Source organism: Thalassobacillus pellis, from assembly GCF_016908295.1.
Taxonomy (GTDB): Bacteria; Bacillota; Bacilli; order Bacillales; family Halobacillaceae; genus Thalassobacillus; species Thalassobacillus pellis.
This window is the reverse complement of record NZ_JAFBDO010000004.1, coordinates 236330-257114: the sequence shown is the minus strand read 5'-3', so window position 1 is coordinate 257114 and position 20785 is coordinate 236330. Positions and strand designations below refer to the sequence as shown.

The following is a 20785-nucleotide window of genomic DNA, read 5'->3' as shown; positions in this document are numbered from 1 at the left end:
ATTCTTACGTCAGTCTTAGAGAAACCGCCGTATACGGAACCGTACGTATGGTGGTGTGAGAGGACGGGGGTTAGTCACCTCCTCCTACTCGATTTCAGAAAAAAAGAGTATGCTACAGACAATTTAGGTGATTCACCTATGCTTCGGAAAAAGCAGACAGGGGAACCATGACTTCTAATGGCTTATATATCCATTATTTCTGGAAGGATTTCGACAATTTCTGGCGAATTTTTATGAATGAAGAGCTACCATCAAGATGAGGGGGATTCTGGTGAATTATATTGAATTAGAGCAGAAGGATAATGTTTATCACCTCAGGTTGGCGCGAGAAGAGCGTTACAATGCGCTGCACGCGGAAATGCTGGCAGAGTTGGCAGTAGCTTTAGAAGAAGTTGAGAAAAGCGATGTTCAACTTGTTGTTATTTCCGGGAAAGGAAATGGTTTTTGTGCCGGCGGTGACGTAGCAATGATGGAAGAGGTTTCTGACAAACAAACTTACGATAAAGTAATGAGCGATATTGAGACCATTGTTACCAAGCTTTATCTGATGCCCAAGATTACTATCGCAGCCATTCACGGGCCTACTGTCGGACTGGGCTTGAGCATCGCACTGGCGGCGGATTACATCGTAGCCGATCCCAACGCCCTTGTCTCCATGAACTTTATTGGAATAGGACTGATACCAGATGGCGGCGGTCATTTCTGGCTTAAGGAACGGCTGGGGACACACCTGGCGAAAAAGTTCGCCTGGGAAGGGGAGGATTTCCATGCAAAAAGGGCTTTTGACTTCAATTTAGTTGATCAGGTAGCAGAAGGTAATTTGGAGGATGTGGTTGATGATCTTGTTGAGGATTGGTTGAAAAGACCATTGAAGTCCATGATTGCAACGAAAGAAATATATCATCAGTATCAGGTGGAGAAACTTAAACATTACTTGGAGAAGGAACGAAAAGCGCAATGGGAGCTTCGGCACAGTAAGGATCATGAGGAAGGTGTCCGGGCATTTTTAGAAAAACGGAAGCCGAAATTTACAGGTGAATGAATTTAAAAAAGGGTTGTCCCAAAAGGCTTTTTTGAATGAAAAACCACGAAGATGTTGATTTTTCTTTGTGGTTTTTTACGTATGTAAAAAAGATCTTCGCATTGTTGGCTGTCAATTTGGGCAGGGAAACGTTGAAACTCCAGCAGGGGAAGCAAGACTGATGAGACCCCACATGGCCCGAGGAGACTAGTCGTCTTCCCTGCTTTCTAAAAGTGTAAAAAATAAGAGGCTGCCCATAAGTCTATTTTAGACTTATGGGACAGCCAAGCAAGCTTGACGGGGGTGAGCGAGGCGCTTCCGCTTTTATCTCATCCAGCTCCAGCGCCTACCCCCTCGAGGTCTTAAGCTAGTCGGGGGTGAACAAGGCGCTTCCGCTTTTATCTCATCCAGCTCCAGCGCCTACCCCCTCGAGGTCTTAAGCCAATCCTTTCTGTGACAAAGAAACGTCACGGCAAGGCTTGTCTTAAGCTAGTCGGGGGTGAACAAGGCGCTTCCGCTTTTGTTATCATCCAATGATTTATCGATGAAACAGGACTAAATGGCCGTTCGGGGCTACACACCTGTGGGTATGCTCTAAATAGCCTTTATCTCTTAATTTGGTTTCACCGATTTCTTTTGCTTCCTTATCATCAGCTGCTTCAAATGATTCATCGAGCAGTTTGGTACCGTCTTTTTCAAAAACGGTCAATGCGTATGCCTTCATTCTTATGCCTCCTTATGTCTGTCTATTTAGTATAATTAGCGGGATTTGTTTAAAATCCTCCCTAAAAAAGCTATTTCCCTCTAATATTCCATTTCATTCAATAGAATTTCACACTTTATGAAACCATTCAATGAAAAAAACGTACTTATTATATAGAAAGGGGTGTAGCGTATGTCACTTACACTAAAGCAAGTAACGAAACGTTTCGGCAAAGATACTGCCGTTGATCATCTTTCCCTAAGTATTCCTGAATCAGAGATGTTTGGATTTCTCGGAGGAAATGGTGCAGGAAAAACAACGACATTCCGTATGATACTTGGGTTACTCGATCAGACGGAAGGGACGATCACCTGGAAAGGGGAAAGTATAAATCATCAAAAAAGCCACTTGATTGGTTATTTACCGGAGGAAAGAGGTTTATACCCGAAGTTGAAGGTAAAGGATCAGATTGTTTATTTGGCCAGGCTTCGCGGGATGGATAGAAAAAGTGCGTTAAGAGAATTGGAGGGATGGCTGGAAAGGTTCAAGGTTCCGGAGTATTTTGATAAGAAAGTAGAAGAATTATCAAAAGGAAATCAGCAGAAAATCCAGTTCATTTCAGCAGTACTCCATAAACCGGAATTATTAATACTGGATGAACCATTTTCAGGTCTTGATCCTGTGAATGTGGAACAGCTGAAGCAGGCAGTCATTGACTTGAAGGAAAGTGGCACAACGATTGTATTCTCTTCCCACCGGATGGAACACGTGGAAGAGTTATGTGAACATCTTTGTATATTACATAAAGGGAAACCTGTGGTCCAGGGGGAGCTGAAGAAGATCAAGCGTTCTTTTGGCAAGAAGAATGTAAGAATACACGCCGATTTCGACCTGACTTATTTAAAGGATACTGCTGGCGTTCTTAAATACAAGCGAACTACGGAGGGATGTGAACTTCAGATTGAAAATGAGGACATTGCCCACCGTGTATTTGACTCCCTTCATGGAAAAGGGTTTGTCCGTCTGTTTGATTTAGAAGAGCCATCCTTGAATGACATTTTCATTGAAAAAGTAGGTGCTGCATATGAATAAATTTTTCATTATCCTTGCCCACACATTTATGACACGGTTGAAGACAAAGTCGTTTATCATCACCTCTCTGGTTAGTATCCTCCTGATCATCGGGCTTGCTAATTTTCAGACAATCACCGATCGGTTTGGAGGCGAAGAACCGCCTGTGGCTGTTATAGGAGATACAGAAGGTGTTTATGAGAACTTGGAACAAAACCTCGAAGCTAAATCTTCGACAATTGAACTTGAGCAAGTAGATGGGACAAAACAGGAAGTAGAGGGGCTCGTGCAAGAAGGTGAATATAGTGCGCTTCTCGAAATTCAAAAGTCAGCGGAAGGAATACCTGAAGCGACTTATTATGCTAATCAGATTGCCAATACAGCAATCAGCGATGAGTTAAAAGAAGCTCTCCAGCAGGTCAAGATTGCAGCAGCAACCAGCAAAGCCAATCTTGACCAGGGAACCATACAGCAGATTTTTGCACCTGTGGAATTTGAAACAGTCGCTCTTGAAGAAGATGCAAAAACAGAGGAAGAGCTTAGTGAAGCCCGAGGGCTGGTTTATGTCATGCTGTTTTTAATGTATTTTGCCGTTTTGATGTATGGAAACATGATTGCGATGGAGGTAGCTACAGAGAAGTCCAGCCGTGTAATGGAAATATTAATTTCCAGTGCCTCCCCGGTTTCGCAGATGTTCGGTAAAATTTTCGGGGTCGCTCTTCTTGGTCTATTACAATTGAGTGTATTCCTGTTTGTCGGTTTCCAAGCAGTCAAAATGAATCAGGAATCGATGACGGGTGGAGTTTTTGAATATTTAGGACTTAGTGATTTGGATGTAAGTATCTTCATCTATGTCATTGTCTTTTTCCTTCTGGGGTATCTCTTATACGCGACACTGGCAGCGATGCTTGGATCATTGGTCAGCCGAATTGAAGATGCCCAGCAGCTGATTGCTCCAATGACAATGGTGATTGTAGCAGCCTTCTTGATTGCGATGTTTGGACTCAATATGCCGGATTCTACCTTTGTCACCGTGACATCCTATATTCCATTCTTTACGCCGATGCTCATGTTTTTAAGAGTAGGAATGTTGGATATTCCAGCGTGGGAAGTCGCCCTTTCGATTGGTATCATGCTCGTGACTATCTTTTTACTCGCTATGCTTGGGGCGCGAATTTATCGTGGCGGCGTCCTTATGTACGGAAAATCATCTTCGCTTAAGGATTTTAAAAAAGCTTTGCAGTTATCAAAAAAAGAATAAGGGTAGGAGTAAAGCTGCCGCATGGGAATCCCCATACGGCAGCTTGTTATTTCCCCATGTTTTTTTTCGTGTACTGCATGTTAGTAGTCTGGTGCTCTGGCTCATCCGTAAAAGGATCGACCGGGCCTTGATTTTTTCTTCCTTTAACGCTTGCGGCGCTTTTTGCACGCTCTGAAGGGTCTTTCTTTTGCTTTGGCATCTTGGTCCACCTCCTCCTCATTAGCCTTTCCTATCAAGTAACAAACCTTACATTGCGAACGTGCATTCGCTATTGTTGTTTGCTAAAATAAAAGAAGAAGCATGAAGGGAGGAACATGGCGATGTCGGATACGATCAAGTTTATCCATGCGGCCGATTTACATATCGATAGTCCCTTCAAGGGAATCGGCAAAATGAGTGGACCAATAGAAGATCAAATAAAAGAGAGTACGTTTTACGCATTAGAGTGCCTAGTGAATCAAGCTATCCATCACCAGGTTGATTTTGTACTGATGGCGGGTGATCTGTTTGATTATGAAACAAGAAGCCTGAAGGCGCAAATCAAATTGAGAAGAACCTTTGAACGGTTGAAGGAATGCAATATCATGGTCTTTGTCAGCCATGGTAATCATGATTTCCTTTCTGGACCCTTCCCTCCCGTTGAGTATCCGGAAAATGTTTACGTATTTTCAAAGGATCACGTGACATCTGTGCCGTATGAGAAAGAAGGCAGAGTGTATGCCAGAATCTATGGCTTCAGTTATTATGAGCGGGCTGTCACGAGCCGGATGGCAAATCAGTATCAACGCACAGACGAAGATTGTCACCATATCGCTATGCTCCATGGGAGTGTGGATACGAATACGGACCATGATGCATACGCTCCATTTACTATTGGGGAATTAAAAGATCGGGAAATGGATTATTGGGCTCTTGGCCATATTCACAAAAGAAGTATACTGTCTGATTCTCCTTATATCATATATCCTGGCAATACCCAGGGACGCTCCAGCAAGGAAACAGGCGAGAAAGGCTGTTACCTGGTGGAAATGAATTCCCGGAAAACTGAAGTGAATTTTCTGCCAACCCATCATTTTCGTTTTGAAAAACTGGAGGTTTCCGTTGAATCTCCTACTCTCCTGGAGTTGGAGCAGTTGCTCCTTGAGCAAAAAGAAAAGCTCCGAGAATCAGGCTCTGCGATCGTTTATTTACATATAAAGGGAGAGGGAGAAAAGCTGAAAGTATGGGAGAATGAAGGGCAGATCGAGGATCTGATCAACCTTTTAAATGAAGATGAGTCTTTGGAAAAGAATTGGATATGGTTCAGGAAGGTTACTGTTTCCTTTACCCAGCCATGGGATGAATTGCAGCTTTCAAAGGAACAGCATTTTATCGGAGAAGTCATTCGCCAGTCTGAGGAAGCCTCCAATATGGATGAGTGGCTCGCGCCGCTTTACCGGCATCGTACTGCCAGAAAGCATCTGGCAAGGCTATCACCGGAGGAAAAAGAAGATATTTTACAGGGAGCAAAAGAGCTGCTGCTCACAAAGTTGATGGACAGGTAAGGAGGGATGAGTGATGAAAATTACCGATCTGCATATATATGGTTTTGGAAAATGGACAGATTTCAAGCTTCATATGGAAAATCCCTATTTTACAGTCATTGTGGGGGACAACGAAGCTGGAAAGTCGACGCTCCGTCATTTTATGTTATTTGTCCTGTTCGGTCTCCCTCCAAAAATGCGTGAATTCTATCAGCCAAAAACCGGTGGGACCATAGGCGGCAGGCTTACCCTGATATTCGAAGATGGACAAAAAGTCAGCGTGGAGCGTGTGCATGACAAAAGAAAGGGAGCAGCTATCTGTCAGTTGTCAGATGGAGAAGAAAGGGAAGAATCCTTCCTTTATCAGAAGATTGGAATTGACCGGTCAGTATTTGAATCAGTCTTTTCTTTTGAGGCAGCTGATCTGATTGAACTGCACCAGGTCAATAAAGAGAAGCTGGGTGAAACTTTATTAAGTGTCGGGTTGACAGGTTCTTCTGAAATTAACCGGACAGAAGGGGAACTGCAGCAATCAATCGGAGAATTATTCAAACCTCAAGGGAAAAAGCCTTTGATTAATGTTCAACTAAAGGAATTAGAAAAAATGGCTGACAGGTTGGCTGATTTGGAACAGGAGGAACAGGCTTACCGTCAATTAAAGGAAGAAAAGGAGCAGCTTGAGTCAGAGAGGGATCGATTGCTAGAGTCTCTAGAATCCGATCAGAAGGATAGGCGTAGCTGCGAGCGGATTCTTCAGGCAGAAGAAATAATCACTGCTTTTCATCAACATGCGTCTGCGGATACGAAGGAACGGGATGGATTCCCTGTTGATGGCAGGAAACGGTTGGAAGACTTAAAGGTAAATATGCTCCCAATCGAGAGTGAGAAACGGTTTTTGGAAGAAACAGAAGCACAATACCGTCAAAAAAGGGATGAACTCAAGAGCAGGCTGATAACCGATGAGCAGTTGAGAGAAATGAAACGGTTGACGGATCAAACCCCTGTTATTCGACATGATCTCCTGGAGCTGGAAAAGCTTGAGGATAAGAAGAAAAAATCGCAAACTCTGCTGGAACATGAACTCGAAGAAATGGCAATTGATTTAAGTGTGCATCAACTGGCTGAATATGAATTTCCCTTCTATAAGGAAGAAGAATGGGGGAGACTAGCCAGGCAGAAGGAAAGACTTTCTTTAGACACAGAGAGAGGCCAGGATAATCTGCTTCGGATATCCAAAGAGCAGCAGGAACTTGAAACTCAAAAGAAGCAGCAGCAAACAGAGCTATTAGAGGAGGAGGCATATCGACACTTTTCTGCCCAATTGGATGAGTACGAAAGAGAGTTTCATACTAGAAATGACGGAAATATCTCCTTAGCAAATAGCCGACACAAGGCGAAGTTAATCTTTCGTTCATCTCTTATTATCTCTTTGCTTGGTATGACGGTTGCCGGAATCCTTTCTTCATGGCCAGTTGCCATTGTTTCGCTGGTTTTAGCGCTCGGAGGGTTTGCTGCCTATCGTCAGACCAATGTTTCCCTGGAGAAAGGCAACAATCAGTCTCTCTCTCAAAGCATATCGGAGCAAGAAGCCCAAAAATTACGTCAAAAGGTATCCCGGCATGAAGAAGCATTCTATAAATTAAAAACACTGGAAGAAAAAGAACTTGCCATCGCATCGGAAAGAATGAAGCAGGAAGAGCAAATACAAGCTCTAGATGAACAAAAAGCACGAATTTTGCGCGAGATCAATCATCAAATAAACTCCTATCCATTTTTAAAAGGTGTTGAGCCTGATTACTGGGTCAAGCTTTTCCATTTAGTAAAGAGTGTGAAGACGAAATATAATAGTTTACAGGATCTGGACGAAGAGATATCCATACTGAAAGAAAAATTACCTCGTTATGAAGAAGAAGTGGACATGTTTTTAGCAAATGTTAATTGGGAATATTCCGGTAATAGCCTCGGAAGTATGCTAGATGAACTGGAAACAGTTTATTCGAAAACAAAACAGAACCATACCGAATGGGAAAGTCAAGAAAATATGTTAAAAGAGATTCACGATAAAAAGGCACGATTAGTTCAACAGTTAGTTCCTTACAGAGAAGAAAAGGAGAAATTGTTTTTAAAGGCAGGCACAACGGATGAAGATGAGTTTCTCCGAGTCAGCGATCAAGTGGAAACAGTAAGGTACCATAAAAAAAAGCAAGAAGAATTGAAATCGCAAATCATAGCAATTTTGCCGGAAGATGTGCTGTACTCTTACAACATCCTTGAACAAGTGCCATCATTTACTCAGCTGGCTCACCTTGAACAGGAAAAGAGTCAGTTGATCCGTCAAAGGGAAATGGAATTGGAGCAGCTCCGGCAACGGCTTGCCGATATAAATAGCAGGATTCATCGTCTCGAGAATACCGATACATTTTCCGATGGCAGGTTTAGTTTCCAGACATCCAAAGATGAATTGGAATCAACAGCCCATGAATGGGCTGTGCTGCAGGTGGCCAAATCGCTGCTTGAAGAAACAAAACGTGTTTATCAGAAAAAATATTTACCGGAAATCCTGAACCATACCAGCAGGTGGTTCGGCAGATTGACAGCAGGACTATATCAGAGTGTGCGTTTTGACTCGGAAGATGGTGAGTTAGTAATCAGGCATCGTGACGGTTGGAACTTTCATGTCAGTGAGCTTTCCCGCGGAACTTCCGACCAGTTATATATTGCTCTGCGCCTTGCGCTCAGCATGCTCATCTCACGAAAGAATCAGCTGCCTTTTTTCATTGATGATGCCTTTGTCCATTTTGATGCTACACGAACTGATGAAATGCTTGAAATACTTAAAGAGCTGTCAGATGAACATCAAGTTATTTTCTTTACGTGGAGAAAGGATTTAGTTCATCAATCAATTTCACTGTCAGAGTACAGGCAAGGGGAAATAACAAATAGTATTTAATGTGAGAGAATAGCATGAAAACGAAATAGGGGGGAGAGGAAAATGAAAAAGGGTATAGCACACCATAGCATCGGTGATCCATTTGATTACTTTATGATGATCAAGTCTTCATCCAAAGGTATAGCTAGTAATGGCAAGCCATTTTTGACGTTAATGCTGAAGGATGCGACTGGAGAAATAGAAGCAAAGCTCTGGGAAGCTACCCCTGAGGATGAGGAGCTTTTTCGTCCAGAGGAGCTTGTGAAGCTGACCGGCGAGGTAAATACATTTCGTGGCCGGCCGCAATTGAAAATCCAGTCAATTCGTCCAGTCCAGCCGACAGATGGAGTGAGAAAGACGGATTTCATCGAGAAAGCCCCAGTGAATAAAGAAGATTTGATGGATCGGATTACCGAGGCAATTTTTGAAATGCAGAATTCCAACCTCCAAAGGATAACCAGACACTTCGTTCAAAAATACCAGGAGGCATTGCTGACTTATCCGGCAGCGGTAAAAAATCATCATGAATATGTTTCCGGCCTTGCCCATCATATCGTATCCATGCTGAATCTTGCCCGCCATTTGAAAGAGCTGTACCCTGAGTTGAACAAAGACCTTCTGTATGCAGGAGTCATACTTCACGATCTGGGGAAACTGAAGGAACTGTCAGGCGCATCTGCTCCAAACTATACTCTGGAAGGGAAGCTGATCGGCCATATACCAATGATGGTCCAGGAGATCGGGGAGGCTGCAGAAGAACTTAAAATAAATGGGGAAGAAGTGACGATTCTTCAGCACCTCGTATTAGCTCATCATGGAAAAGCAGAGTGGGGAAGCCCGAAGCCTCCTCTTGTCAGGGAAGCAGAAGTGCTGCACCTCATTGATTTAATGGATGCAAAGCTTAATATGATGAACAGCTCTTTGAAAAAGGTAAGACCAGGTGAATTTACTGATCGGTTATATGAAATGGAGCAGCGAGCTTTCTATAAACCCTTATTTGAAGAAGAATAACAGGTATATACTTTTGCTTGTCCGCATAGTATAGAATAAAGCAGAACAGGGAGGATTTGCCATGTTATTCGGAATTCCAATTTGGGTATTCTTGTGCATCATTTTCATTTTCCTCAGTGGTTATATGGCAGTTAAGGCAATGCGTGCCGAACATAAGCTTGAGCATCAGTTCATTGAGCGAGAAGGCCAAGTGTATATCAGACGTATGGAAGAAGAAAGGCAGCAAAGGAAAGAACGTAATGATTCCGTAGCTTCAGGTTGACCATATAATTCCTCCTAATATACGGCTGTTTCCATGATAGACAGGAAACAGCCGGTTTTTTTGTTCTAATAAGAATTCTCCTCCAATTCAACATTATGCAAAAATGCCCATGGAAATCTCAAAATTGATTTCCATGGGCATTTAGTTGATTATCCTTGGGCGTCAGATTCGCCTTCACTTTTGCCTTCGTTTCCGCTTCCGCTGCCGTTTCCACTGTTTCCGCCTTCAGCAGGCTGCTTTTTCTGTTCGAACAAGTTTTTATATTCTTCGATTTTCACATCGATTTCGGCTTCTTTCATTAACTTGTCCATTTTCTTCTGTAATTTTTGCTGGTCAATTTTCTTAGATACAATCTGACGTTTGATATCATCTTTTTCCTCTTCAAAGGAGCCCACATCTTCGGCTTTGCGTTCATCCGTTTTCTTGATGATATGGTAGCCGAACTCCGTTTTGACAGGCTCACTTACTTCCCCTTTTTTAAGAGCATAAGCAGCGTTTTCGAATTTCGGTGTCATTTCACCGGCACTGAAAAAGCCTAGATCTCCGCCTTTTTTAGCAGTTGCTGTATCAGTAGAATATTCTTTGGCAAGTTCGCTGAACTCAGCCCCGTTCTCAAGCTCTTCCATTACTTTCTGGGCAGTCTCCTTATCTTTGACAAGGATATGGCTTGCTTTCACTTCAGTCTTCATTTTTTCATAATAATCTTTCATTTCTTTTTCGGAAATATCCATATCTTCCATTGCAGCTTTTTCTTGCAGTAAGCTTAAGCGAATGGTTTCTTTAAAATCCTCCACATCCTTGAATCCGCTTTGCTGGAGGACCATTTCGAATTGGTCGCCGTATTGTTCCTTCAGCTTATCAACTTCTTTTTGAACTGCTTCATCACTGACTTCATATTTTCCGGAAAGTACTTCTTTCATTACCAATTGCTGTAGAATACCTTCACCATACTTATTCTTCAATGCTTCATAAAATTCTTCTTTTGTAACATCTCCGCTTTTTGTTTCCACAACTACCTCGGAATCTCCATTAGAAGAACAGGCAGACATGGTCAAGGCTCCAGCTGCAATCGTCGCAGCAATTACAAACTTTTTCATTTCGGACAAACACTCCTATATACTTGTGATTTCTTAGACGTAAAGTTAGTCTAACAGCCTATGACATAATATAACATATACATAATAGCAAAAACTAGTACATTTACTAAAAGATTCTACAACCGTGACAAATGCCTATCCACCAGGGTAAAAGGGTGCATAAGATACCGTATGAATCAAATAAGGGGGTGAAGTTATGAGTCGAGGATATGGTGGCGGTTTTGCTTTGATCGTCGTACTATTCATTTTGCTCATCATTGTAGGGGCAGCATGGCTGTAATCCCTGGCAGGTTCAAATGAAAAACCATACGCAGGCACGCGTATGGTTTTTTTGATTGGAAGGGGGGAGACCCTTAAAACCTCGAGGTCTTAAGTCAATCCTCTCTGTGACAAAGATCGATCGTCACGACGAGGCTTGACTTAAGCTGGTCGGGGGTGAACAAGACGCTTCCTCTTTAGTTCTTTGGGATTCAGCACGAAAAAAGACTGCCTGATTGCCAGGACAGTCTTGCCGTTTGCTTATAGGGTTCCCATTGATCATACAGTATTTAATACTTCTACATACGAAGATATCAACAAAATGGTGATCAACACATTGATCGTCCGAAACACCTTAGGTTGTTTCTCTTTTGACATGTTGGTTTTTTGACATAAGGAATGTGTCAGAGAATTGATGATGAATAAGATGATCAAGGCGTAAATGATAAATACAATTGCCACAATTGTTACCTCCTTTATTCCTTATGGAACTACTTTATCAAAATTTATGCCTCTTGAACAGGAGAAACCACCTGAAACAAGAACTATAATATCAAATGGCTTCAGAAGGAAGTCTTAGAGCGTTGTCCATGTACTCAAAACGCTGCATGGAACAGCATGAGCCAAAAATTCAGATAGAAAGTGGTAGGTGCTTTCCGAGGAAGCAGAGGCCGTGCCCATGGAAAGCGAAGGATATTGACGAAGCTGATGCTCGGTTAGAAGAGTAGAGGGATTTCTTTACAAAATTAATACTTTCTTAACATAAAGAAAACCCGAACACCTTGTTCGGGTTTACAGCATATCATTTACTTTTTTTGTTTGATGAGAATATCATATCCGTCCTTAGCATTCTCGATGATGCATTTTCGAGGCGCACGCAGGAATTGGTTCAAATAAAGGAAATCAGTGAATGATAACCCAATATTCACTGCGGTAAAAATAACAAAATAAGCGAAGTAATTAGGGAAAATATAACTCATCGCGATTCCAGGGAGTGTCAGAAACAAAGTTGGTGCAAACGCCATGAAAATGGATGTTTGTTTGGACAGTTTAGATTGGCAGCGATAAGCGAATGTCGGTAAAAGCCATTTATTCATTTTCCATTTAACCTTTAAGCGCTTGTATAACAGAATTAAAGGAAGCAGATGCATCATACGATGAATCGATGGCAAGAAAAATAAAATGATCAACAAAGGGATAAATCCATGATCTTTTACATCATGTGTCAAGTGCATCATAGAAAATGCCAGATACAATATTAAGAAAGCCATTAATCCTGTCAAAAAGGATATGAGATAAACTCGGTTATTACCGAAATCTTTTGTGATGTTCACTGTTTTCCAGCAATTCATCTCAGATTCCCCCTTTGCTGCAAATATAATTAGTTATCGTTTAGATTGTTTACTTCAGTTTCAACTGGCACAAATGGAATAATAGTATGTTTCTACATAAAAAGCAATAGGTTTTTTGTAAAAAAGTTAAACGTGTTTATTTGTCTCTGACTTTGCAGTGGAATTCTATGTAACAGAGGCAACGATAAAAATGGAGAGAAAGCTTTTCTGACAGGCTGCGATCATGCATTCCAGCACATGGTGAAGGGAAAATAAAGGTTGTGGTGCTGGATATTGATCTGGCAAGGAAGGAAGCAATATAAATGCTTCTGATAAAAGTTGCTGGATAAATGTTAGCCAGGGGACCGAATTCCATCCATTCGCCCTCCACCTGGAGACATATTTGCCGTAAAAAAGCCAAAAAAAACTGCCCCTGACAAGTCTGGTTAAGACCTGTGAGACAGTTTCCTTTTTCTTCTTATGATTGCGGATTATCCGTTGATGGATCTTCTGATGATGTGTTTTGTTCCGCCTTTGCTTTTTCCTCAAGTTCTTTCAAGCTTTCCTCAATTTGTTCCAAGTACTTTTGGATATTCTTTTGATGTGGTTCCACGGTACGTTTCCAGCTTTCGATCGAAGAACGGACGTCTTCGGATAAATCCCTGATCAGCTCCGCTCCCTCTTTAGAGGTCTGAGTAATTTGATCTTTTAGTTTCCAGCCGTCCTCTTTCAGTCTGAGAACAGTATCACGCAGATGGGCGCTCTTTTCTTTGGCATTATCCCGGAATTCCTCTCCAGAGGATTTCGTATTCAACAATGTAAATGCTGCGCTTGTGACCCCGCCTACGATGAAGCCTAAAAGTAATGATTTGCCGTTTGCCATGAACAAAACCCCTTTCCAACATCTTCTTTTCAATATTTTCTCTTTATATGTAGGATTGAAACCCATTTTATCATAATCCCCGGAAACTTTTTATAGCGACTATAAAAACCTCTGGCAGGAAAGCCAGAGGTTTCGGAGGATTATTGATAGGTTGCACTTAGTTGTGTCCGATTCATGATCCCCTGGGTTATCGGATAGATAAATACCATTACCGCCGTATTGACAGCGGCAGTCGGTAATACTACCGAAGCAAACATGACACCGAAACTTCCATCCATCAGCCCGATGACATAAAGGATGCACGAAAGGAAGATTGCTCCGCTTAACATTGTACCGACAGCAGTCAGTATAGGTGCCAGCAGGGAAGCCCTCACAACTTTTTCTCCAATCAAGAATAAGCCAAAGAAGGCTAGTGCGGTCAATGGTTTATCAATAATGTTCGCAATCTGGCCTCCAGGTACTGTTGTTGTCAGTGCTGAAATGAATCCTGTTGCCATAGCCAGTACCATCACATATTTCAATTTTGGGAACAGCATGATTCCAAGAAACATCATCGCCAGCATCATATCTGGACGCATTCCTAAAAAGAAAGGCGGCATAACCGCATGCAAGACAGCACCAATTCCAACGAGTAACGAAAGCATGACTAAAACACGAATATTCATTTTACTTAATCTCTCCTCTTCTCTTCTAAACTCATCTGTATTTGCCTTCCAACCGTGCTCTTATAGCCGTTTGCGAAGACTAATATCTATTATAGCAGACTGTTATATTTTATAAAAGGGACTCGACTATTACAGGTTGCCGGCAATTTCCTGTGCGATTGCCTGTAGGTCTTCTGGTGTATATTCGTCGGCATGAACTTCCCAGCCAGGCTTAAATCCATCATCTGAACCATACCGCGGAATCAGGTGGATATGTATATGAAAAACGGATTGTCCGGCTGCCTCTCCGTTATTATTAAGGACATTCAAACCAATAGGGTTATATGTCGATTTGATTGCGGATGCTATTTTGGGGATTCTGGCAAACAGTTTTTCCGCTGTCTGTTCGTCGGTTTCATAAACATTTTTGGTGTGATGTTTCGGGATTACCAGTGTATGTCCTTTCGTAACCTGGCTGATGTCGAGAAATGCATATACATCATCATCTTCATACACTTTGGCGGAAGGAATCTCTCCGTTAATAATTTTACAGAAAATGCAATCCGTGTCCTGACTCATCAGTACCACTCCTTCTGTTTGATTTTTCTTATTGTACCACATATTATTGCGTGTCAAAAAAGAAAACAGAGCGCCCTTTCAGAAGGACACTCTGCTATAAAAGGAGCAAAGCTGTATGATCGAAACTGTTTCCCTATTGATCAAAAAGAGAAGCCATCCTGCTTAGAAAAGCTTCCGGAATTTTGGTTAGGAAATCTGTATAGAACCTGTCACAAACACCTCATTTTTGGATGAGAATTTTAACTTGGTTCATAAATGATCTTTCACTGACACCTCATTTCGTGGCAAGCCACAATCAAGTTAGTCGTGAATCGGGGTACTGCCCTGCTCCTTAATAGGTAGTTTGACAAAATAACACGAAAATATACAAATGATTTTTTTGGAAAAGATAAGAGGGAATGGTAAAATTGATAATGCGAATCAAAGCCTTCTATGTAGCATGTGAAGCGGGGATTAGAACACCCGAATAGACAGAAGAGAGGATGGTCCTGGTGGAGCCTTTATTACATATCGACAACCTCCATGGAGGATATACACATAAAAATGTTTTGCACGGGATTACATTTGATGTATTCCCAAACGAAATTGTCGGTTTAATTGGGTTGAATGGAGCAGGTAAAAGTACCACGATCAAACATGTCATAGGGATGATGGAAGCAAAAAAAGGGCAGGTGGCCATAAATGGAAAGTCGTTTCAGGAAAGTCCGGAAGCGTATCGCCAGCAAATGGCTTACATACCGGAAATGCCGATTCTATACGATGAGCTGACGTTATATGAGCACCTGCACTTGACCGCGATGGCTTATAATATTCCCGAACAGGATTTTAAACGCAGGCTGGAACCATTGTTGAAGGAATTTCGGATGGAAAAGAAGCTGAACTGGTTTCCGGTCCATTTTTCCAAAGGAATGCGGCAGAAGGTGATGATCATGTGTGCTTTTTTGATTGAACCGGGGCTATATATTGTCGATGAGCCGTTTGTCGGGTTGGATCCGCTCGGTATTCAGTCTTATCTCCAGCTGATGGAAAACATGAAGCAGGCTGGCGCAGGCGTTTTGATGTCTACTCATATTCTGGCAACGGCAGAGCGTTATTGTGATCGTTTTGTGATTCTTCACGATGGGGAAGTAAGAGCGAAAGGAACACTGGAAGAACTAAGGGATGCTTTCCATATGCCTGGTGCCGCACTGGATGACCTATACATACAGCTGACAAAGGAAGAAAGCCATGATTGATGCGAAAAAGTTCTGGACGAACAGGTTCTCTGAGCATACGAAAGAGACAGGCAGATATTTACGTTATATTTTTAATGGCCACATTGCTTTTGCCATGCTTTTTTTTGTATCGGCATTAGCCTATTATTACCAGCAATGGCTTACCCGTCTGCCGGAAAATTTCCCGACCGCCGTCATTGTTGGAGTAGCGTTCGGCCTTCTGGCAAGCTACAGCCCGGTCCGCACCTTATTGAAAGAGCCTGATCTCGTTTTCCTTTTGCCGGCTGAAGCCCAGCTCGGTCATTATTTTAAACGCTGTCTGTACTACAGTTATTTTGTGCAACTGTACACCGTACTTTTAGTTGGAGCAGCATTGGGGCCGCTTTTTTTTGCGAGCTTTCCGGAGCGCGGCACCCAGTATTACTTGATGCTGCTTATCGTGATCCTTGTTCTGAAAGTTTGGAATATGCTTGCCAACTGGTGGATGCTTAAGGAGCGGAATCCTCAAACACGTATGATAGACATGGGTATACGCATACTCTTGAATGTCGTCATTTTTTATTTCCTTGCTGCTGGGGAATTGATTTTCGCCGGGATCGTGACGATCCTTTTGTTTGCAGCAATGATGTACAATTATTCCATATCAAGAAAAAAAGCCGGACTCGCCTGGGATGTTCTGGTAGATAAAGACCAGGCAAGGATGCGGACTTTTTACCGGATTGCTAACATGTTTACGGATGTCCCCCATTTGAAAAACCGGATAAAAAAACGGCACTGGCTCGTCAGAATTGTCACTGGACCAATTCCTTATAAACAGGGGCGATCGTTTGATTATCTATACCGCATCACTTTTATAAGAAGCAGTGACTATCTTGGCATGTATATTCGTTTGATTGTCATCGGCGGTATTGCCATGTATTATGTGCCAAATCTTTGGGTTAAATCGGCGTTCGCCTTATTATTTCTTTACTTGACGGCCTTCCAGATGATGACCTTGTGGAGCCACCACCGGACGATAGCCTGGATGGATATTTATCCGTTAAAGAAAGAGTGGAAAGAAAAAGCTCTGTTAGATTGGCTGCTTCAGCTGATGCTTTTTCAGACGTTTTTATTCGGTCTTATGTTTATTATCCAATGGAACCTCACCGGGCTGGTGCTCGTATGGATAGGCGGGGGGCTGTTCAGTTATCTGTTCATCCATGGCTATGTAAAACAAAAATTGACTTAAAAAGCTCCTAAGCTAATGGGTGCTGCGGGGAAGGATGGCAAGCCAGCCATGCTTTACCCGCGGATATTCTACATTTCACAAGCCTTGATTTCAGAAAGGAAGCTTAATCATGAAGACAACGTATGAGGAAAGCATGGTGGAAGAAGCATTGCGATGGAGCAGGTCGATGAGAAAGCGTTCCTCTTTTTTGAATCGTTCTACTAAAAATCTCCAGACGAAAATTAACAGCAAAGTACCAGAGCGGGTTCATACTATCGTAACAGAGAGTATCCGAAAAATGATTGAGCTTGCCCTGACATCATCAGAGTATATCGATCCCATCGAAGTTCCTGAGGAAATTACCTTTCGTGAACGTGAGGTCCTTGTGAAAGAACGCCTGAAGCGTTATAAGCGGACGGCTATACTGGAAGGAGCAGGCACTGGGGCAGGCGGATTATTGCTTGGTGCTGCGGACTTCCCGTTATTGTTAAGTATTAAAATGAAGTTTTTGTTCGATTGTGGGCAATTGTACGGTTATAATGTGAAGGATTATGAAGAGCGGATGTTTTTGCTTCACGTATTCATGCTTGCTTTTTCCAGTGACAAGAAAAGGGAGGAAGTACTGGAAAGGGTGTTAAATTGGGAGCAGGAAAAAGATAAATGGAGAGAAGTAGACTGGAAAACTCTTCAAATAGAGTACAGGGATACCATTGATTTTGTGAAAATGCTGCAGCTTGTGCCAGGCATTGGGGCGGTTGTAGGAGCATTTGCCAATAATCGTCTGATGGAGCAGCTGGGGGAGACGGCTTTGAACAGCTATCGTCTCCGTATGCTCCGCTGATCAATTTTTTTCCTGATAGGAACGGTAAGCCTGTAACAGAGTTTTGGCCGCATGGGGCAGGGCACGCTCGTCAAAGTCGAATTTCGGATGATGATGTGGATAATAGTGATCATCTATTCTGGCACCGGTAAAGAAAAAAGCGCCTGGTTTTTCTAGCAAGTAATAAGCGAAATCCTCTCCTGCCATAACGGGGGGGATTTCTTCTGCTATTAATTCCGGATCAGCTTCCGAGGCGTGATTAAGAATCAGGTCTGCTTCCTGTTCATGATTGACCACAGGGGGATACCCTTTAAAATAATCAAATTCGTAATCTGCTTCATAGGGCAGACACGCCGATTGGACCATTTTTTCCATTTCTCGGATGATCAATTCCTGTACATCTGAATTGAACGTTCGAACCGTCCCTGTTAGTTTTGCTGTATCCGGAATGATATTGAAAGCAAAACCTGACTCAAACTGACCGACTGTCACCACCGCTGTTTCAAGTGGATCCACTCTTCTGCTGACGATTTGCTGCAAGGAAGTGACCAGCTGTGAACCGATGACAAGGGCATCTTTTGTCTGATGAGGAAGGGCACCATGACCGCCTTTTCCTTTTATAGTAATTTCAAAACGATCAGCTCCGGCCATGAAATTCCCTTTGCTGGTATGGATGGTGCCATACGGAGTATCTACCCATAAATGCGTTCCGAATACGGCATCCACATCAGATAATATGCCGGTTTCGATGATTGGTTTGGCACCGCCGGGGGCATATTCTTCTGCATGCTGATGGACAAGTACGACTGTTCCTGGTAATTCCTCTTTATGATCATAAAAGGCTTTGGCCAGCGTTAGCAAGGCTGCCGTATGGCCATCGTGCCCGCATGCATGCATGGAACCATCGACTTTTGATTTATAGGGGACGTCATTTTCCTCCTGGATAGGCAGCGCATCAAAGTCCGCACGCAGGGCGACCTTTTTCCCTGGCTTGCCTCCTTTGATAGTTGCAATGACCCCATTGCCGCCTACCTTCGTTTGGCATGGAATTCCCCATTTTTCATATGTATCAGCGATGAATGCCGCTGTTTTTTCTTCATGAAATGATATTTCCGGGTACTGGTGCAGATGACGTCGGATTTGCACCATATCATCATAGGACGCATCAATAGCTTTTTTTATCTCTTCCCACATGACTGCTATCTCCTCCTGTTCAAATGGTTGATATTGATTTCTGTCAATTTTAACACAGACTAAGAAAACCTACATAAAAAATGCGCCCCGGATAATTTCCAGGACGCTGGGGGAATAAACGCTTTATTGAAGTCTTGGATCAGCAAGTAGTCGCTCCATCTCTTCCATATGATGCGTCTCATCGGCAATCATATCTTCAAGTTTAACGACTAATTCTGTATAGCCAAGCTCATCTGCTTGTTTTTTACGTGTTTCATAACGATCAATAGTAGCCTGTTCAGCACGACGTGCTTCTTCAAGCATATCTTTTACATTCGTCAACTGCTTGACTTCAACCGGCTGTGTGACAGGTGTTCCGCCAAGGTTCTTGATTTTTTCTGCAAGGTATAAGGCATGGCTTTGCTCATCTGCAATTTCACCTTCAAAGAATGGCTTCAACACAGAATAGTAAAGGCCATCAACGACAGCCGCGTTATAGGTATACATGATAGAAGCTGCATATTCGTTTGCCAAATCTTCGTTCAAGCCATCAATCAGTTCTTTTACTTTTTCATCCATTTTCCTTCACCCTTTCCAATAATTCTGAGCACATATATACATTACCCAGCTTTTTTTTAATTAAACATCCACTGCTCATCTCCGACTTAAGACGGAGATGAAACCAATCTTCCGTGCGTACCAGCCTTTTACTCTATTCTGTAAAATGAATGTATAGAGGACTTCCTGTCAGGAAAAAGGGTTTCTCGCAGGCGGTGTCTAATTTGTTCTACATTAAGAAAGCTTACAATTTTGCAAAGAAGCTTCTGGACGCAGTGAAGAATTTAAAGCTTCAAGAAGTAATCTTCGAAGGACGGTTGAAATCGGGTTTTTCTACACTTTAAGAAAGTTTAACTTCTTTAAGGGTCTAAAACTAAGGCTCTCACCGTAAGGACTTGGCGACAAGCCAAGTGTTTCTAAATTTGCAGCTATGGAAGAAGGAAGGTCAATGATGAAAAAAGGATTTATGAATATTTTACTAGCTTTGTTATTTATCGTAATTGGACTTATATTGGTCCTTCAAAACTTTGGTGTTGTGGATAATGCGTTAGAATTCTCCTGGATGGCTATACTTTCAGCTTTGCTTGTAATAATCGGTTTAAAGTTATGGGTCGACGCTATCATCGGTAAAGGAGGTTCGTGGATAGTCGGGTCTTTTTTATCCATTTTTGGAGCGCTTGTCCTTCTCGGAAAAATGGATATGATCGCATTCCAGTTAACTGATATTCTCAAGCTTTGGCCATTACTGTTTATTTATATCGGACTTGGGATGTTCTTGGGGAAGAAGAGAAAGCACAAGGTGGAAATCAGCTATGAAAATGGAGAAGAACTTTTGGAGGATGAAAAGGCTCCGGAGTCCAAACCACATAATTCGAAAAAGCAGGCATTTGTCGTCGGTGACCAGAAATATAATTCTGAGAACTGGAAAGTGGAGCCCTTGGATATTAAAAATGCAGTAGGGGATTACCATTTTGATTTTACGAAAGCATTTATTCCTGACAGAGATACGCCCATAACCATCAAGGGATGGGCCGGGGATATAAAAATGATCATGCCTGAATATCTGGAATTCCGTGTGGAGGCTTCTATGATGGCTGGGGAGATCAATATCCTCGATCAGACCGCAGAGGGAATCAATCGCAAACTTACTTTTGAAACGGAGAATTATGCCCATACTTCCCGGCGCCTGACAATCAAATTAGATGTGAAAGCCGGGGATATCCGGATAAATCGAGTGTAG

Annotated in this window: 22 protein-coding genes; 12 read left to right on the top strand and 10 right to left on the bottom strand. The window is 42.4% G+C overall.

All coding sequences use genetic code 11. The annotated features are described in order from the left end of the window. Nucleotides 1–271: 271 nt before the first annotated feature. Nucleotides 272–1042: an enoyl-CoA hydratase gene (locus JOC33_RS14935; RefSeq protein WP_205093348.1), complete on the top strand. Its 771-nt coding sequence runs from the start codon at nt 272–274 to the stop codon at nt 1040–1042. Nucleotides 1043–1559: 517 nt separating this feature from the next. Here the strand turns inward: JOC33_RS14935 and JOC33_RS14930 are convergent. Continuing rightward, nucleotides 1560–1745, bottom strand: a complete 186-nt coding sequence (locus JOC33_RS14930) for a YhzD family protein (RefSeq protein ID WP_205093347.1) — start codon at nt 1743–1745, stop codon at nt 1560–1562. A gap of 171 nt (nt 1746–1916) precedes the next feature. Between JOC33_RS14930 and JOC33_RS14925 the strand changes: the two genes are divergently transcribed. Both JOC33_RS14925 and JOC33_RS14920 read left to right on the top strand, forming a co-directional pair. Continuing rightward, nucleotides 1917–2816: an ABC transporter ATP-binding protein gene (locus JOC33_RS14925; protein WP_205093346.1), complete on the top strand. Its 900-nt coding sequence runs from the start codon at nt 1917–1919 to the stop codon at nt 2814–2816. Next, entirely contained in the window at nt 2809–4056 is a 1248-nt protein-coding gene (locus JOC33_RS14920) for an ABC transporter permease (protein ID WP_205093345.1), read from the top strand. Before JOC33_RS14925 ends, JOC33_RS14920 begins: the two co-directional genes overlap by 8 nt. A 46-nt stretch (nt 4057–4102) precedes the next feature. Here the strand turns inward: JOC33_RS14920 and JOC33_RS14915 are convergent, their stop codons facing one another. Further along, nucleotides 4103–4255 carry a YuzL family protein gene (locus tag JOC33_RS14915; RefSeq protein ID WP_205093344.1) on the bottom strand — a complete coding sequence of 51 codons (153 nt, stop codon included), beginning with the start codon at nt 4253–4255 and terminating at the stop codon, nt 4103–4105. A gap of 121 nt (nt 4256–4376) precedes the next feature. On the opposite strand from JOC33_RS14915, the gene JOC33_RS14910 reads away from it, so the two are divergent. The 4 genes from JOC33_RS14910 to JOC33_RS14895 all read left to right on the top strand — a co-directional run bounded on the left by JOC33_RS14910 (nt 4377) and on the right by JOC33_RS14895 (nt 9781). Beyond that, nucleotides 4377–5600, top strand: a complete 1224-nt coding sequence (locus JOC33_RS14910; protein ID WP_205093343.1) for a metallophosphoesterase family protein — start codon at nt 4377–4379, stop codon at nt 5598–5600. Between the two features lie 13 nt (nt 5601–5613). Then, nucleotides 5614–8529 (top strand): ATP-binding protein, encoded by a 2916-nt coding sequence (locus JOC33_RS14905; protein ID WP_205093342.1) that lies wholly within the window; start codon nt 5614–5616, stop codon nt 8527–8529. A gap of 42 nt (nt 8530–8571) precedes the next feature. Continuing rightward, complete coding sequence (gene yhaM, locus JOC33_RS14900; protein ID WP_205093341.1) at nt 8572–9519, top strand: 3'-5' exoribonuclease YhaM; 948 nt, start codon at nt 8572–8574, stop codon at nt 9517–9519. A 61-nt stretch (nt 9520–9580) separates the two neighbouring features. Continuing rightward, nucleotides 9581–9781 (top strand): sporulation YhaL family protein, encoded by a 201-nt coding sequence (locus JOC33_RS14895; protein WP_205093340.1) that lies wholly within the window; start codon nt 9581–9583, stop codon nt 9779–9781. A 149-nt stretch (nt 9782–9930) separates the two neighbouring features. Here JOC33_RS14895 and JOC33_RS14890 read toward each other — a convergent pair whose 3' ends face one another. Continuing rightward, complete coding sequence (locus JOC33_RS14890; RefSeq protein WP_205093339.1) at nt 9931–10878, bottom strand: peptidylprolyl isomerase; 948 nt, start codon at nt 10876–10878, stop codon at nt 9931–9933. 196 nt (nt 10879–11074) lie between these two features. Between JOC33_RS14890 and JOC33_RS14885 the strand changes: the two genes are divergently transcribed. Further along, nucleotides 11075–11158, top strand: coding sequence for a YjcZ family sporulation protein (locus tag JOC33_RS14885; protein ID WP_037985558.1), 84 nt, complete (start codon nt 11075–11077; stop codon nt 11156–11158). Between the two features lie 257 nt (nt 11159–11415). Here JOC33_RS14885 and JOC33_RS14880 read toward each other — a convergent pair whose 3' ends face one another. The 5 genes from JOC33_RS14880 to JOC33_RS14860 all read right to left on the bottom strand — a co-directional run bounded on the left by JOC33_RS14880 (nt 11416) and on the right by JOC33_RS14860 (nt 14573). Continuing rightward, nucleotides 11416–11598: a hypothetical protein gene (locus JOC33_RS14880; RefSeq protein WP_205093338.1), complete on the bottom strand. Its 183-nt coding sequence runs from the start codon at nt 11596–11598 to the stop codon at nt 11416–11418. 344 nt (nt 11599–11942) lie between these two features. Then, nucleotides 11943–12488 (bottom strand): DUF3267 domain-containing protein, encoded by a 546-nt coding sequence (locus JOC33_RS14875; protein WP_205093337.1) that lies wholly within the window; start codon nt 12486–12488, stop codon nt 11943–11945. A 457-nt stretch (nt 12489–12945) separates the two neighbouring features. Continuing rightward, nucleotides 12946–13350 (bottom strand): YtxH domain-containing protein, encoded by a 405-nt coding sequence (locus JOC33_RS14870; protein ID WP_205093336.1) that lies wholly within the window; start codon nt 13348–13350, stop codon nt 12946–12948. Between the two features lie 140 nt (nt 13351–13490). After that, nucleotides 13491–14015: a tryptophan transporter gene (locus JOC33_RS14865; RefSeq protein ID WP_205093335.1), complete on the bottom strand. Its 525-nt coding sequence runs from the start codon at nt 14013–14015 to the stop codon at nt 13491–13493. Nucleotides 14016–14144: 129 nt separating this feature from the next. Then, complete coding sequence (locus tag JOC33_RS14860) at nt 14145–14573, bottom strand: HIT family protein (protein WP_205093334.1); 429 nt, start codon at nt 14571–14573, stop codon at nt 14145–14147. A gap of 491 nt (nt 14574–15064) precedes the next feature. Here JOC33_RS14860 and JOC33_RS14855 point away from each other — a divergent pair, with 491 nt between their 5' ends. From JOC33_RS14855 to JOC33_RS14845, 3 genes are all read left to right on the top strand, one after another. Next, a complete protein-coding gene (locus JOC33_RS14855) occupies nt 15065–15808 on the top strand; it encodes an ATP-binding cassette domain-containing protein (RefSeq protein ID WP_205093333.1) in 744 nt (247 codons plus the stop codon). Further along, nucleotides 15801–17015 carry an ABC transporter permease gene (locus JOC33_RS14850; protein WP_205093332.1) on the top strand — a complete coding sequence of 405 codons (1215 nt, stop codon included), beginning with the start codon at nt 15801–15803 and terminating at the stop codon, nt 17013–17015. Before JOC33_RS14855 ends, JOC33_RS14850 begins: the two co-directional genes overlap by 8 nt. 109 nt (nt 17016–17124) lie before the next feature. Beyond that, on the top strand, nt 17125–17835 hold the full coding sequence (locus JOC33_RS14845; RefSeq protein WP_205093331.1) for an EcsC family protein: 711 nt from the start codon (nt 17125–17127) through the stop codon (nt 17833–17835). On the opposite strand, the gene JOC33_RS14840 is transcribed toward JOC33_RS14845, so the two are convergent. Further along, nucleotides 17836–19008 (bottom strand): M20 metallopeptidase family protein, encoded by a 1173-nt coding sequence (locus tag JOC33_RS14840; RefSeq protein WP_205093330.1) that lies wholly within the window; start codon nt 19006–19008, stop codon nt 17836–17838. It abuts the gene before it with no gap. A 123-nt stretch (nt 19009–19131) separates the two neighbouring features. Continuing rightward, nucleotides 19132–19566 (bottom strand): ferritin-like domain-containing protein, encoded by a 435-nt coding sequence (locus tag JOC33_RS14835; protein WP_205093329.1) that lies wholly within the window; start codon nt 19564–19566, stop codon nt 19132–19134. A 427-nt stretch (nt 19567–19993) separates the two neighbouring features. Here JOC33_RS14835 and liaF point away from each other — a divergent pair, with 427 nt between their 5' ends. Continuing rightward, nucleotides 19994–20785: a cell wall-active antibiotics response protein LiaF gene (liaF, locus tag JOC33_RS14830; protein ID WP_205093328.1), complete on the top strand. Its 792-nt coding sequence runs from the start codon at nt 19994–19996 to the stop codon at nt 20783–20785.